At 50.4% G+C, this 14,951-nt stretch carries 9 protein-coding genes; 2 read left to right on the top strand and 7 right to left on the bottom strand.

Annotation, left to right across the window (positions count from 1 at the left end; all coding sequences use genetic code 11):
* The first annotated feature begins 48 nt into the window (after positions 1-48).
* Positions 49-1,224 carry a PQQ-dependent sugar dehydrogenase gene (locus ABWH99_RS09960; protein ID WP_375586125.1) on the top strand — a complete coding sequence of 392 codons (1,176 nt, stop codon included), beginning with the start codon at positions 49-51 and terminating at the stop codon, positions 1,222-1,224.
* 3 nt (positions 1,225-1,227) lie between these two features.
* On the opposite strand, the gene ABWH99_RS09955 is transcribed toward ABWH99_RS09960, so the two are convergent.
* The 5 genes from ABWH99_RS09955 to ABWH99_RS09935 form a co-directional block, all read right to left on the bottom strand.
* A complete protein-coding gene (locus tag ABWH99_RS09955; protein WP_375586124.1) occupies positions 1,228-2,712 on the bottom strand; it encodes an NAD(P)H-hydrate dehydratase in 1,485 nt (494 codons plus the stop codon).
* 225 nt (positions 2,713-2,937) lie between these two features.
* Positions 2,938-4,344 (bottom strand): aminopeptidase P family protein, encoded by a 1,407-nt coding sequence (locus tag ABWH99_RS09950; RefSeq protein WP_375586123.1) that lies wholly within the window; start codon positions 4,342-4,344, stop codon positions 2,938-2,940.
* 69 nt (positions 4,345-4,413) lie between these two features.
* Entirely contained in the window at positions 4,414-5,331 is a 918-nt protein-coding gene (locus ABWH99_RS09945) for a dihydrodipicolinate synthase family protein (protein WP_375586122.1), read from the bottom strand.
* 78 nt (positions 5,332-5,409) lie between these two features.
* A complete protein-coding gene (locus ABWH99_RS09940; protein ID WP_375586121.1) occupies positions 5,410-7,638 on the bottom strand; it encodes a S9 family peptidase in 2,229 nt (742 codons plus the stop codon).
* Positions 7,639-7,893: 255 nt separating this feature from the next.
* Positions 7,894-8,769, bottom strand: a complete 876-nt coding sequence (locus ABWH99_RS09935; RefSeq protein ID WP_375586120.1) for an AraC family transcriptional regulator — start codon at positions 8,767-8,769, stop codon at positions 7,894-7,896.
* A gap of 176 nt (positions 8,770-8,945) precedes the next feature.
* Between ABWH99_RS09935 and ABWH99_RS09930 the strand changes: the two genes are divergently transcribed.
* Positions 8,946-10,517: an L-serine ammonia-lyase, iron-sulfur-dependent, subunit alpha gene (locus ABWH99_RS09930; RefSeq protein ID WP_375586119.1), complete on the top strand. Its 1,572-nt coding sequence runs from the start codon at positions 8,946-8,948 to the stop codon at positions 10,515-10,517.
* Positions 10,518-10,580: 63 nt separating this feature from the next.
* Here the strand turns inward: ABWH99_RS09930 and ABWH99_RS09925 are convergent, their stop codons facing one another.
* Complete coding sequence (locus tag ABWH99_RS09925) at positions 10,581-13,316, bottom strand: DUF6797 domain-containing protein (RefSeq protein ID WP_375586118.1); 2,736 nt, start codon at positions 13,314-13,316, stop codon at positions 10,581-10,583.
* 70 nt (positions 13,317-13,386) lie between these two features.
* Positions 13,387-14,862, bottom strand: coding sequence for a sulfatase (locus ABWH99_RS09920; protein WP_375586117.1), 1,476 nt, complete (start codon positions 14,860-14,862; stop codon positions 13,387-13,389).
* Positions 14,863-14,951 lie beyond the last annotated feature (89 nt).

The raw sequence follows: 14,951 nt of genomic DNA, 5'->3' as shown, positions 1-14,951 counted from the left end.
ACGAATACGCCTCCGGGAGAGTTAAAAAAAAGAAAAAACGATACGCATATGAACCCGAAACATGTTTTTTATTTTGTCCTTTGGCTCTGCCTGCCCCTGAGTTTACACGGACAGATCAATACACAAAAAGCCCAGCCCATCGTCGGCGAAGTTCCACAAAAAACCGAAGATGTGTTTCTACCAGAAGTTCCCGGCGTGAAGGTCGAAGTCTGGGTAGATAGCCTGACGATTCCCTGGTCTCTGCGCTTTCTACCGAACGGCGATGCGCTGGTAGCCCAGCGGCCGGGCACCATCGTGCGCATTCCTGCAGGGGAAACCAACCCCCTGCCCTATCTGGATGTTCCCGGTACGGTGCACGAAGTAGATGCCGGTCTGATGGGGATGGCAGTGCATCCGGAGTTCGAAACCAACCGTTGGATTTACGTCATGCATGCGTACCGGGACGCTGAAGAGCAGCTCTGGAGCAAAGTAGTACGTCTGGAGGATCTGGGAAATACGGCCCGCGTTGACAAGGTGATTTTGGATAAAATTCCTGCTTATGCGATCCATCTTGGTGGCCGGATCGCCTTCGGTCCCGACGGCATGCTGTATATTGGCACCGGAGACATGTCCCAACCTTTCGTGGCACAGGATACTAAAAACCTGGCCTCGAAAATACTTCGACTGACGGACGAAGGATCCATTCCCACAGATAATCCTTTCCCCAATTCTTCAGTTTATTCCTACGGGCACCGCGTGGTGCAGGGATTTGCGTGGGATCCGGAAACCGGAGCTTTCTTCAACTCGGAACACGGACCCTCTGGCGCGGAAGTGGAAGGAAGTGTGCGCTACCGCGACGAAATAAATAAGGTGGAGAAGGGCGGTAATCACGGCTGGCCCATTGTCGTCGGTGCTCCCAGAATGCAGGCGTACGTCGATCCGAAAGCCTCCTGGAACAAGGCGGCAGTTCCTCCCGCTGGCATGACGTTCTACAAGGGGGATCTGTATGTAGCCTCCCTGGGAGGCCAGGCCTTGATCCGATTGGTATTTGATAAAGCCAACGAGTACGAAGTGAAACGCGTGGAGCGATGGTTTTCCTATGCACCGTCCAGAGGGATATACGGAAGGATGCGGGACGTTACGGTGGGGCCTGATGGCAACCTGTACCTGACTACCAGCAATACCGATGGACGCGCAGCATTGCGCCTGCACGACGACAAAATTTTGAAACTGACCTTTGAATAAGCCTTAAACCACACCGAAAACCCGAAAACTCTCGGGTATTTTTTCGAGAATATCGCTGGCCAGGGTCCCTCGTCCGAATTGGGACCCGGCCAATTCTCCGGCATGCCCGTGATGATATACACCGCATACAACGCCATTCTCAATGGAATAACCCTGCCCAAGAAACGAGGTCAGCATGCCAGTGAGCACGTCTCCCGAGCCACCCGTAGCCATGTGCACCGACCCGGAATTATTGAACACTTGCTTTCCATCCGGAAAACTAATAAGCGTATACGCCCCTTTTAGTACCAACACGCAGCCGTATTTCAATACAAAATCCCGGGCCAAATCCATTCGGTGAAAATGATTTTTTGCCTCTACCCCTGTAAGCCGCTCAAACTCCTTAAGGTGTGGGGTCAACACCACATTGGCATGCAAAAAGGAAAACCATTCCGGATGATTCCCTAAGATATTAATGGCATCGGCATCCAAAACCGTGGGGCCATTATACGTTTGTAATAATTGATAGAGCATTTCCACCGCACCTTTGCCTTTACCGAGTCCGGGCCCCATACCTACCGCATCCATCCCATCAATTTCCAAGCTCCCTCCCACTTCATTTTCCCCACCGGGCGACAGTACCATCGCTTCCGGTATGCTGCCCTGCAACACCTCCACACCACAAGCAGGAACCTTGCAAAAGACCAGGCCTGATCCGGTACGCAGGGCGGCACGGGTACTCAAACCGATGGAGCCCATTTTGCCGTAACTCCCTCCTATCAAAAGAATCCTACCAAAATCGCCTTTATGACTGGCACCTGAAAAGGTCTTGTGGAGGGTTTCCAGAGATTCTCCGGAATAAAAAAAACGCTGGGAATCAAAGGATTCAAAATACCTGGCTTGCATTCCGATAGATTTGACAGCCAATTTACCTGTATACAGGGCATGTTCGGGAACCAATAAGGAAAGCTTTGGGAATTGAAAACTAAGCGTATGATCGGCTTGGAGAACATCCCCCTCTGCCGGGCCATCGGAGGGTAGGCCCGAGGGCATATCCACGCTTATTTTCATGCCAGCAGAGGCATTCAGCTGCCTTATCAGCCGCAGGTAATCGCCTGCCAATGGTCGATTGATGCCCACGCCAAAAATGGCATCGATGATCACTTGGCTGGAGGGACATTTTTCCCATGTCTGTGGGATAATTGTTTCAGGTAAGACCTGCAGGTTTTGCTGAAAATCGGGAGAGCCGGAATCCGGATCCCCAATCAAGCCTACCGATACCGCATACCCTTCCGCATGCAGCATGCGTGCAATTGCCAGTCCATCTCCACCGTTGTTTCCCGTTCCGCAGAAAACGGAAACGGATTTTTCTTTGGGAACCCACTGAACAAACCAGGATGAAAAAACCCGCGCCGCCCGTTCCATAAGTTGGTAGGATCGAATGCCTTGCCCCTCTATGTACTGTTGATCCAAAGATTTTACCTGATTGCCCGAAAGTATCTTTTGCATGTCCTCTATTTTTATACTCCGAAATACAGCCGCTTTCTATGGTTGAAATGGGAATTTTTTCTGGCTGGCCCAACCGGTTGTCCGGCAGGAACTGCGAAATAGAACAGAAGTTCGGTATTTTAAAAAATATAACCTAACGAAATGCCCGGGTTTAAAAAAAGGAGAGATTTGCCCGCGATCGATGCAGGCTACAACAGTCGCTAAATGAATCCCCCAAGCCCCCCCTTACTCGGCGTTGCCGCGGAGGGATTCGACCTCATCGGGGGAAGATTCCAGCGGCATACCCATCAGCTCCGAACCCTTTGACGTAATCAGAAAATCATCCTCTATCCGTATACCGCCAAAATCACGGAACCGTTCCAGTTTATCGTAATTGATAAAATCCCGATGCATGTTTTGTGCCTTCCAGGAATCGATTAATTGAGGAATAAAATAAATCCCGGGCTCCACAGTAAGCACCTGCCCTGCTTCCAACTCCTTTCCGAATCTAAGGGATTTAAGGCCAAATTGGGTGCTTTTCTGCAGCGCGTCCGTGTACCCCACGTATGCTTCTCCCAAATCCTCCATGTCATGGACATCCAAACCCATGAGGTGCCCCACACCGCATGGAAAAAATAAGGCATGGGCCCCTTGTTGAACGGCTTCCTCCACATCCCCCTGCATGAGCCCGATGGTTTTAAGTCCCTGGGCTATTTTTTTGCAGGCCAGGAGGTGAACCTCAAGAAAGCGCAAGCCAGGCTTCAATGAAGCGATAGCCGAACGGTGGGCCTGCCAGACAATCTCGTACACCTCCCGCTGGGCTTCGGTAAACTTTTTTCCTATCGGTATCGTGCGGGTAATGTCACCTGCGTAATGCATGGCTGTCTCGGTACCAAAGTCCCCAAGAAGCATTTTCCCCGGCTCTAATCGGTTGGTATACCGATGGTTGTGCAAGGTCTGCCCGTCGGTGGTAATGATGGGTGGGAAAGAAAGGTGGCCCCTCCCTGAAAGCGCCTCCCCATACACCATTCCCAACAATTCGTATTCGTACATACCAGCGCGGGCGTGCTGCATCACCTTGCGGTGTATCTGAACCGTGTGGTTGACTGCCTTGGTAATCTCCCGGATCTCCTCTTCCGACTTAATGGATCGTAACTTTGCCACGGCCTTGATGAATTCCACCGAAACCCGGTCCTCTAGCGCTTCGGTCGAAAGGCCAAGCCAGTGCCTGAGTTTCATGGTGTTTTCTGGCCGGAAAGGGGGTAAAAAATGAATCCTTCGCTGGGAAGATTTTGCCAGGTAACTGGCAATTTCTTTGGATGGCCGGACCTCTTGCAGCCCTACCAAATGCGCCAAATCCACCAATTTGGGCTTTTCTCCATGCCAGACCAGTTCCTCGGTAGTCAACTCGTCGCCAAAGAGAATCACCTGGTCGGCATCCAGGTCCATCACCGCTGCCAATCCGGGTAGATCAAGTCCAAAAAAATACAGAAACGAACTATCCTGCCGGAAGGGATACCAATTGTCCTTGAAATTACTGCTACTTTCTTCGTTACCTAAAAACAGCAAAATCCCTCCGGAAACGGATTTCATTACTTTGCTTCGTCGTTCCCGATACGTTTCTTTCGAAAATAAATCCATTTTGTGTTCCATACCATTCGATTGCTCCCCATCGCAGCCACTACTTACTTTTCTGTGGGAGTTGCATACCTACTCAATTCATTAAAGGGCCATTTTTTCCCAGGTGGGTAATTCGGGTCGTACGGCTAGTGAACTCTCGATAATCTCTAAAATGCGCTTGCGCTCTTCTCCGGTGAGCATCAGCCGAGGCGCGCGTACGTATTCGGTACCCAAACCAGTGGCTACCTCTGCCAACTTGATGTATTGCACCAGTTTCGGGTGAATATCCAATTCCAGTAGGGGAAAAAACCAGCGGTAGATTTCCAAGGCTTCTGCGATTCGCCCTTCCTGAACGAGACGGTAAATGGCAACGGTCTCGTAGGGAAATGCACAAACCAACCCGGCTACCCAGCCCTGTGCACCGAGTACCAGACTTTCCATGGCCAGCGGATCCACACCTGCCAGAATTTTAAATCGTTCACCGAAACGGTTGATCATCTTCGTAATCAGGGTGAGGTCTCGGGATGAATCCTTGACTGCCTGTATATTTTTACAGGGCTCCAGTTCCTCAAACATGTCCGGGGTGACCAGAATTTTATAATCGATAGGATTGTTGTAAATCATGATGGAAAGGTCAGTAGCGGCGGCTACTTCCTTAAAAAAGGCAAGCGTTTCTCTCGGGTCCGCATTGTACCGCATGGGCGGCAAAACCATCAGGCCCTGAATACCACTTTTATCTGCCGCTTCGGCCAATGCCACCGCCTTTTTGGTGGATTGTTCGGCTATGGTTAATACCACTGGAATTTTGCCGCCGACCAGTTCCACGGTGGATTTCACCAGTTTTTCTTTTTCCGGATCACTGAGCGTACTTGCTTCACCCAGACTACCACCGATAATGATTCCATCGATTCCCGCTTTTAGTTGTACCTTGATATTGGCATGAAAAGCGTCTAAATCAAGCTTGTCATCCGAAGTAAATTTGGTGGTAATCGCTGGAAATACTCCTTTCCATTTTATCATAGCTTTTTATTTAAGAGTTTCAACATAGCCTATTGTCTTGCATTCGGGTTTTGGATACCAGTAGGATTCGCTGCCCGCTTAACGTGCACCGGGCTCCAAATGCTCTACCCAGAATTTTTTCATTGTCTCCCGTACATGAAGGGAAGTATTTTCTCGCTCGTTGATCCCATGAGCCCGCATGGGGTAGACCATCATGGAAAACTGCTTGTTGTACCGAATCAACCGATCTACCAGCATTTCAAAGCTTTGGTAATGCACGTTATCGTCCGCTGTACCGTGCATGATTAGCAGGTCGCCCTGCAGATGCGCTGCATGGTGAATGGGTGAACCATCCCTATATCCTTCCGGATTATCCTCCAATAAGCCCATGTAGCGTTCCTGATAGGTAGCATCGTACAGGCGCTGATCGGATACAAACGAAACCGCAATTCCGGCCTTATACAAATCCGGGTAGCGAAACATACAGTTTAAGGTCATCTGACCGCCACCGCTCCAACCCCAAATACCTACCCGGGAGGCATCGATAAAGTCGTAAGTGGAAAGGATCTTTTGAGCCGCTGCATGTTGCTCCTTAGCCGCTAGAATACCGATCTGCCCATAAATGGACTTTCTCCAATCCCTGCCCCGCGGGGTTTTTGTCCCCCGATTGTCAACACTGACAATCACATACCCTAGCTGCGCCAGGTACTGATGCCAAAGATCGCCATTCATCCAACTGTCCTGCACGGTGGATCCCGCGGGCTCGCCGTACACGTAAAATAGAAGCGGATATTTTTTGGTCGGGTCAAACGACCTGGGTTTGATCATGAAAGCATCAAGTACATGCTCCCCGATATCCACTTTAATAAACTCCTTTGGACGCAGTCCAAGGGCATCGTACTTTTCCTTGAGCGACTGGTTTCCTTCCAGCAGACGTAGCTCCTTATGGCTCGGAAGCGCTACCAGGGAAATCCGCGGGGGACGGACCGCATTGTGGTAACTGTGTATGGCAAAGCGGGAGTCGCCCGAAAGCTGATACGCGTGCTGACCCGGTAGGTCGGAAGGCGTTATCCGTTCGGCGGGGCCGGGTCGGTCTATCGGACTTCGATAAAGGTACCGCTGCGTAAAATTCTCCGGAGAAGCGATGTAATACACGTAGCCTCCCTCCGGATCGATATGACTGATCCGTTCCACGTCGAAATCCCCTTGCGTTAGTAGTGTTAGCAAAGATCCGTCACGGGATACTTTGTACAAGTGCCTCCAACCATCCCGCTCACTGGTCCAGGTAAAATACTTCTGCCCTTCCAGCCAAATCAAGTTATCGTGAATATCCAGAAAGGTTTCTTCTTTTTCCTCCAGCACCTTTGATAGTGCCATCGAATGAATATCACCCACCCAAACAGTATTTGTATTTTGCGGACGGTTTAGCTGCTGAATCAAAACCTCATCAGAATCCGGAATAAAATCCATCCGGGCCAGGTAGTTGTTTTGGGGATCGCCTGGAACGGCAAACCATCGACTGGCTCCTCCTTTGGCAGGAACCACACCGATTTTCACGGAGGAAAGCGTACTACCAACCTTGGGATAGGGCAAGGGAATGGGCTGGGAATACACCGAATCGATGTTGTTTATCAAATAAAACGTTCCTATTTCCCGCGTGTCGGAATGCCAGTAAGCGATGTGTTCCCCATCCGGACTCCAACGAAAGCCATCACGACATCCCAATTCCTCCTCGTATACCCAATCAAATGTACCGTTGATGGTATTTTCTCCGCCATCCACCGTGAGTGGAATGATCTCGCCGCTTACCAGGGATTCAACAAAGATATTGTTTTCACTTACATAAGCGACACGGGAACCCTCCGGGGAGAATTTTGCAAACATCAGGCTGGCCTCCGGGAGCCCTTTACCCAGCTGCTTCAAGGCTTTTGTATCCCGATCCAATACCCAGTAGTCTCCACGGGTATGGTAGCGCCACACCTTTCGGGTATTGGAAAATAGCAGTAGTCGCCGGTTGTCCTCCGACCAGTGGTAATCCGCTATCTGCAGCGGAACTTTCTGACCTTCCGGAATCAACTCTTCTGCGGACACAAGAAGGCTTCGGCGGCCGGAGATCGCATCGTAGCGAACCAAATCGTCCCCATCCAGCTTGGCGTTCTTTTCAATGCTTGAATACCCCTTCGAATCCTTCATCCAACGGATAGGGCCGAATCTCGCGGCAGCAAACGCATTGTCTTTGTAAATGGCTTCCAGACTAAGGTTGGTTTGGGAGAAAACGACTCCGGAGAGGATAAAAAAATACAGAGGTATAAAAACAATCTTTTTCATTTGCCGATACGAATTATTGCACGCTTAAAACCGGTTAGCGAATGCCAAGAATTTCCTAACCCTTGGCACACTGTTTACTAACTACAGGCCTAAAGATAGGTCCTTCCCACAGAATTACTATTCCATCATTTTATCCAAAGGGTATGGTATTTTAACGAAAAATAGAAAACCCAACCCTGAATACCCTGGCCTCCGAAAGAACCTATCGATCCGCTCACTAGAAAACCGTATCCAAAACCGCCAATGGACCGAAAATCAATTGGTTTGTTTCAAAATGCTATTTCTGTATTCAAGAGGCGTCATGCCGGTGACACTTTTAAAATGCTTGTGGAAGTTTGACAGATTGTTGTACCCGGAACTGTAGCAACATTCAGACGTATTGAAATCATCCTGGTACAAAAGGCGACAGGCATTGGCAATCCGCACTTCTATCAAAAACCGGGAGAAGGTCTTTTGGCTTTTATACTTAAAATACCGGCAAAAAGCCGTCGGCGACATATTGACCAGTGCTGCCACTTGTTTGAGGCTGATCTTCTCGCTAAAATTTTTCCTGACATAGTCAAAAACCAGATTTATTTTAGGCAAATTTTCCTGTACGGAATGTAGGGGGACACCCAGAGAAGAAATGAAATTAAGATTGTTGTCCTTGGAGATACATTCAAGAATATCCAGTAATCCCAAAAATCTTTCGAAAGAATTTTTATCCGGAAGTAGGGCCAGTTTTCTGCTGATATCAGCTTGCTTGCAATCGGAAACCTTTACTCCATACACCGAAAAATCAATCAGTCGCTGTATAGCATAGGCTTCCGGAATATCCATCAGGGCATTTTTCAACACATCCTGGTTAAAGAATACCGAAACCGCTTTTGCTTTGCAGTGCCCGCTACCTTCGAAGGCAAAGTTTTTGTTTCGAAATACATGGGGCAGATTCTTGCCAAAAAGGTAAATTTCCCCTTTTTCAAACGGAATTACACTCTCCGCGACGAACAGGGATCCCTCTCCTTCGAGAATCAGCGAAATTTGAAATTCTTCGTGGTAATGGATGGGCTCGAAAAAATTATCCAGGTCCCAACATTCCACCCGGATGGTCTCTTCTTTTAGTCGGGGTACTTTAAAGTGTAATGGCTGCATGGATAAAGGTACGATGGTTACTCATTCTCTTAATTTAGACCAAATGCAGATACAAAGCAAAAAAGCACACAAATATTGAGCGAATTGCTAAGATAGTATACAAATTAGCTAAAATTTGAAAATGGATCGGCGTCAAATACCACTACATTTAACTACAGACAAAAACAGTTTCAACCATGAACTATCCAAGTATATTTAACGACGTGGTAGGCCCGGTGATGCGGGGACCTTCGAGCTCACATTGTGCGGCCTCCCTACGAATTGGCCGGATTTGTCATGACCTAATGGGCGGGAGCATATCTTCAATCGAAATCGAATTTGACCCGGAAGGCTCCCTGGCCACCACGCACAAGGAACAAGGATCGGATATGGGATTATTCGGTGGCTTTCTGGGATGGGAAGCCTATGACGAGCGGCTGGTTCAGGCCGAGCAACACATGGGCGCTGCCGGGATTCAGGTGAGCATTTCCATACGCGATATACAGGCCAATCACCCCAATACCTACAAAATCACGTTGACCAATCCTTGGGAGACACATCGGGTCACCGCCATTTCCACGGGCGGCGGCATGATCGAGGTGATTGAAATCGACGGGGCCCCTGTCTCCTTTGCCGGCGATTGCTACCTCACCCTTGTGTATACCAACGACCCGAACGGCACGAGGAACTACCTGAGCCATGCCCTGCCGGATATCGATAGCATCGAGCTTCGCAGGGGTGAATACTCCTATATCGAGGTAAAAGCTCAACATTTTCCCGACGAGGCGTTCCTTAAGGAGCTCGAACAAGTAGAGAACGTATCCAGTGTAAAACGAATACGACCCGTTCTGCCGGTGCTTACTGCAAAAAACCAGAAAGTCCCCTTTATTACCTGCGAAGAAATGTTGGCCTATAACGAAGGCAAGAAGCTATCGCTCTGGGAACTGGCTCTTCGGTACGAAAGCATGCGGGGAAACATTTCGGAACAGGAGGTACTGGATAAAATGGAGGAAATCCGTAAAATTCTTAAAGAAGCGGTGAACACCGGCCTGAAAGGCACAGAATACCGGGACCGGATCCTGGGTCCGCAATCCGTGAAATTTAAATCCTTGATGGAAAGCAAAAAATTAGTGGATGGGGAGGTGCTGAATCGGATCATCATGTATGTTTCTGCGATCATGGAAGTAAAAAGCTCCATGGGGGTGATCGTGGCCGCACCAACGGCGGGCTCCTGTGGGGCCATGCCGGGAGCCATTCTGGGGGTTTCGGATGCCCTCGGTTTGTCGGAAGAGGAAACGGTAAAAGCCCTGTTAATTGCAGGCCTCATCGGTGTTTTTATCGCTGCTCATTCAACTTTTGCTGCTGAAGTAGGCGGCTGTCAGGCGGAATGCGGATCAGGATCTTCCATGGCTGCTGCCGGACTGGTGTATCTGGCAGGGGGCAAACTCGCCCAAAGCATCTCCGCAGCTTCCATGGCGTTGCAAAGCTCCCTGGGCATGATCTGTGATCCCATTGGGAACCGGGTGGAAGCCCCTTGCTTAAACAAAAATGTGATGGCGGCCTCCAATGCACTTTCCTGCGCAAATATGGCACTGGCAGACTACGACCACCTGATTCCCCTCGACGAAGTCATCGACACCATGTATGAAGTGGGTAAAAGCATTCCCAATACCTTGCGCTGCACCAATTTGGGCGGCCTTTCCATCACCAAGACAGCGAAAGAAATCGAACGGAAACTGGGACAAGGGCAGTTTTATAAAAGCTGCTAGCCAGGTAGGTAAAAACGAGGAATTGAACCCTCCGGTTTCCATACCGAACCGGAGGGCTTTTTTTTACAAAGAAGTGGGCGCTCCCAATTTGTGGATCGTGTTTTGAATCAATCCTTCTACGGGTTCGCCCGCTTCGCTTTCCAGGGTATACTGGATTTCCATGACCCAAGTCGGTTCGATGGATGGAATCTTTAATTTTACCGATTTACCATTCCGACCCAGTACGGCAGAAGCGATTGGTAATTCCTGCTCATTGTAATGTTTGGATCCGTACTTCCTTGACCGCAGCAAATCCCAGGTAGCAACGGTATAGTTATCCAAATTTTGAACGCTGCTTTCATCCAACTTTTCGGTAAAGGTGAGTAACACGCCATCTTCCTGAGCCTGAATTCCCACAGGCAGATTCACGGGGGTCTCGGTCATGCGGATACGATAGAGCCCTCCCAGCTGAGGTTGCGTTGACCCCCAGGCAGAAAGTCCACAAAGGTACAAATGACCGTCCTCCGAATTGAAGCGTCCGCGCATCACACCGGTGGCAAAACGGGGAAGGGGCAGTTCTACGATCCCTCCCTGCACCTGACCGTCCAATTTTTCAAACGGGACCAGGTAGATTTTTCCGTAGCCATAGGAAAAATTAAGCAGCTTGCCATTCAGCGCTCCCCATTTTTCACTATCCACCCAAAGCAACTCAGAGGGCGAGCGATCCCGCTCCCGTTCCACCCATACCAGCGGCTGCTCCATGCCGGAATCGGTACTGTCTGCCGGCGGATCAAACCCAAACATATTACCATAAAAACCGCCCTCTTCAACCCAGTTGATGCGGTTCATTGGGTTCCAGTGCCCTTCCTGATCGGTGACAATAAAGGTTCCGTCCGGATTGAGGCAGACGCCGTTGGCAGCCCGAAAACCCGTGGCAATAATGTCTGTGCGCTCCCCATCCGGGCTGACGCGTAGTAAGGTCCCGTGCTGCGGCACCAGGGCCTCCCGGGCATGGCGGGCACTTTTGGCATAATAAAGATTTCCCGCTGCATCGGCCTGCAATCCCATCGCAAACTCATGAAAGTGGTCGGTCACCTGATGGTCGCTATTGAAGCTTTCGTAAAAGTCGATTTCTCCATCCCCGTTGTAATCGTGTAGCCGAACGATTTGGTCCCGGCAGGTGACAAAGATTTCTTCCTCAATCACCTTGATGCCCAGCGGCTGAAACAGACCGGACGCAATGCGCTGCCAGGTCAATTTTCCCTCGTTTTCTGTAAATCCCTCCACCAGCCATACATCTCCATCTGTGGCACAAACCACCCCCTTGTTGCGATCCGTGAAAAAATCAAGGCCACTTAAGCGCAGCTGGTTTTTCCAGGGACTATTAAAGGGTGGATTCAGAATATCTACCTGAAACGCACCCTCCTGCTGTCCGGGTACGATGGCCGTCTCGAGAAGCTGTGGATAACGGGCAGGACCTCCTTCGGTAAATGGCGACAGCGATTCGGCGGGAACCGCCTGCGCCGCGTATTCCTGCAGGCCGGTAAAACCCGCTGCTGCCACAAATACTTTGATCCGGGTAGGCTCGGTAGCCGTGACGCGAAGTAGCCAATAGCCGTTTTCCTCCTCCAGTATTGCTCCTGACCCCTTCAGGGCTACTTCCGCTTCCACAGGAGCCACCCGCATGGTAAGTAGTTCGCCCGAAGGCCTGAGGTTTAATGTCCGGGTAAACACCGGCTGATCGCCGGAAAATTCAACTCCAAATGTCTCCAATACAGGTGTTTTTCCCACGGTGTAGGAAACGATCGCCCGGTCTTCGTAGGCATACAATCCTTTGTACTGCGCCCAATCCCTGGGAAGGGGTCCGAACCTGCGTCCGTCTCGGGCCTGAAACCGGGGATCCTCAAACGTGCCGGTCACCGGGTGCGCCCAGCCGGGCCCCGTCTCGTTTTCGAAATGAAGGTCTCCGATCGTTCGGGGAGAAATGTTGTGTTTTTCGTTGAAAAGGATGGCTTCCCAGTCGATAAATCCCTCCCCTGTCCAGCCACCGGCTACCCGCATGAGGTCGTGATCAAAGAGCATCCAGGCATTCCCTGCGGCCACGCCTCCGCTTCCTTCGTCCAGCCGCACGGCGATGCCCTTGTAGGCAAAATTGGCCTCGCTGAAATCTTCATCTGGCAGCGGCTGCACCGGTCCGGTGGATCGTTGCCGGGGCGGCGCATCGGCCGGTACCAGTTCGTAGGTATTGATCAGAAAGTTTCCATAGTCCATCTCTGCCCAGGGTTTGTATTCCCTGGGTTCCGGACCCATGCTGCTGCCGGCAGGTAATCCTGCCAGGTAATCTTCACTAATGGCAAGGTACTGGGAGGGATTTTTCGGGGCCACAAAGGTTTCGCGGATGTAGTGTATCACGTCGTACTTTTCCACGGGAGTAAGGTTTACCTGAGGAGGCATGGCACCGTGACCGCGGGTGAGGGTCTGATAGATGGAATAGGGGTCATTCCCTACCTTAAACGTACCTTCCCAAAATTTAAACGCCGTGGGCAGCGAGCCCTCTTGTTCCGGACTACCGTGGCAATTGGCGCAGGTATTTGTGTAGATGTGTTCTCCGGTACGCATGGATTCCCCGTGTCTGTCTCCCAGGGCTTCGAGTAATCCCCTGTGATCGATGTTTGTTTCGTAGGCGGGAAGATCGGACTCCTGAAGGATAAAGCCGTCAGAGGGGATTTCCACAGTGGATTTTTTACCGGAATTGGATTGGCAAGCAAAGGCAATAAACAGGAGAAAAAGCGCCTGCTTTGCATCAAATTTTAACTTCATGGGATTTGTCAACGATTCGTTTTCAAAAGATAAATGAAATACACCTAATAAAAAAACAACAAGGATCGGTTTAATCGGGAATCCGTCCCCACCAGGGTCCTTCGTCCCGGATGTCCAGCCATAGTTCCTGCATTTTGGGAATCAGATTCAGCAACCTTGCGTATTCCTGCTGCGAAATGTCCCGGGTTTGGCCTGGATCTTCTCTGATGTTGTACAATTCGAAGGAGTCCGGAACAGCCGTTTTCAACCAATCCACCGCCGGATAGGTTCCGTGGCCGCGCTGACCGGTAAAGTCTCCACGGGAGGGCCCCAGTCTTCCCACCAAGACGTACGCTGAGTCCCTCATGGCCATTTGCGCCATTCCAGGCATCTCGGAAGCGTTCAAAAGAAAAAACCAGATGGGCAAAATTTTCCGTTTGTAATCCTTTCCCAGAAATGCCTGAAAAGCATCTGTCCCGTCTATGGTGCGATCCGTAGGAACGACAGCGCCTGCCAGTTTGCAAAGGGTGGGCAGGAAATCGGTGCCGTTAAAAAGTCGATCGCTTTGGGTGCCCGCTGGTATGTGTCCCGGCCATCTGATCAAGCCCGGAACGCGATGCCCGCCTTCGTAAGGATACCGCTTCATCCCCCGCAATGCTCCGGGTGTACCAAAACACTTGTCCCGAATCGGGTCTTCCCATTCGCCTTTGGACTCTTCCAGGGTAACGGGATATTCCGGTCCATTGTCACTGGTAAAAATAACCAGGGTGGATTCGCGCAATCCCTGCTCGTCTATAAAGCGCATAAAGGCGCCAAACGAATCGTCCAGCTGCGTTACGGTGCCGTAGTATTCCTTCGAATGAGAAGAAAGGTCCTTTGCGGGCCGTGGTACGCCACCGTACGAAGCTTTTCGGGATCGCTGCCGTATCTCTTCGTTATCGTAGGCGCTTGCGAAACTTTCCGGAGGGTCCAGTGGAGTGTGGGGCTCGTTGGTCGAGACTATAAGGAAAAACGGTTTATCGGGATTCTCTCTCCTGGTAATCCAGTCGGCTGCTTCCCGGCAAACTATGTCCACGTACCAGCCTTCCATCGGACCCTCGGGAACCCCGTTTCTGATGAACTTTTCCGGATTTTTTGGTCCGGTTCCAAAGGCATTGACGGAAGTAGCGAGTGAATAGTCAAACCCCATTTCATTTACTGACACTTCTTCCGCGGATTCCAGCTTCGACAGGTGCCATTTACCAAAAAATGCGGTTTCATAACCCACTTCCCGAAGCAATTGCGGCAAGGTAATCTCGTTTTTATCCAGGGTGGTTCCAAAAAAGCCGGCAATGTTATAAAACCCGCTTCGGTACCCATTTCTTCCCGTAAGAAGTGCGGCCCTGGAAGGGGAACAAACCGTTGCAGCGGAATGCATGTCCGTCATGCGGACCCCCTCGCTGGCAAAATGATCCAGGTGAGGGGTTTGAATGATGGGATTTCCATAACAGCCCAGATCCCCATAACCCAAATCATCGGTTAGAAAAACAATGATATTGGGGCGGGGGGCTTTTGGGCTTGTGGCCATTGAATGGTGGAACAAACTGTTCCAAATAATCAGGAATCCAAACATCCACTTTTTTTTGAAAAATAAACGTACAGGCATCGATCGCGTCA

It is taken from the genome of Cyclobacterium xiamenense (genome assembly GCF_042140265.1).
Classification (GTDB): domain Bacteria; phylum Bacteroidota; class Bacteroidia; order Cytophagales; family Cyclobacteriaceae; genus Cyclobacterium; species Cyclobacterium xiamenense_A.
The sequence above is the reverse complement of the archived record's forward strand: the minus strand, read 5'-3'. Positions and strand labels throughout refer to the sequence as shown.

What these genes read in the sequence shown, in the direction of transcription:
- ABWH99_RS09960 (WP_375586125.1), top strand. Translation starts at nt 49, where the DNA reads ATGAACCCGAAACATGTTTTTTATTTTGTCCTTTGGCTCTGCCTGCCC.
- ABWH99_RS09955 (WP_375586124.1), bottom strand. Translation starts at nt 2,712, where the DNA reads ATGCAAAAGATACTTTCGGGCAATCAGGTAAAATCTTTGGATCAACAG.
- ABWH99_RS09950 (WP_375586123.1), bottom strand. Translation starts at nt 4,344, where the DNA reads ATGGAACACAAAATGGATTTATTTTCGAAAGAAACGTATCGGGAACGA.
- ABWH99_RS09945 (WP_375586122.1), bottom strand. Translation starts at nt 5,331, where the DNA reads ATGATAAAATGGAAAGGAGTATTTCCAGCGATTACCACCAAATTTACT.
- ABWH99_RS09940 (WP_375586121.1), bottom strand. Translation starts at nt 7,638, where the DNA reads ATGAAAAAGATTGTTTTTATACCTCTGTATTTTTTTATCCTCTCCGGA.
- ABWH99_RS09935 (WP_375586120.1), bottom strand. Translation starts at nt 8,769, where the DNA reads ATGCAGCCATTACACTTTAAAGTACCCCGACTAAAAGAAGAGACCATC.
- ABWH99_RS09930 (WP_375586119.1), top strand. Translation starts at nt 8,946, where the DNA reads ATGAACTATCCAAGTATATTTAACGACGTGGTAGGCCCGGTGATGCGG.
- ABWH99_RS09925 (WP_375586118.1), bottom strand. Translation starts at nt 13,316, where the DNA reads ATGAAGTTAAAATTTGATGCAAAGCAGGCGCTTTTTCTCCTGTTTATT.
- ABWH99_RS09920 (WP_375586117.1), bottom strand. Translation starts at nt 14,862, where the DNA reads ATGGCCACAAGCCCAAAAGCCCCCCGCCCCAATATCATTGTTTTTCTA.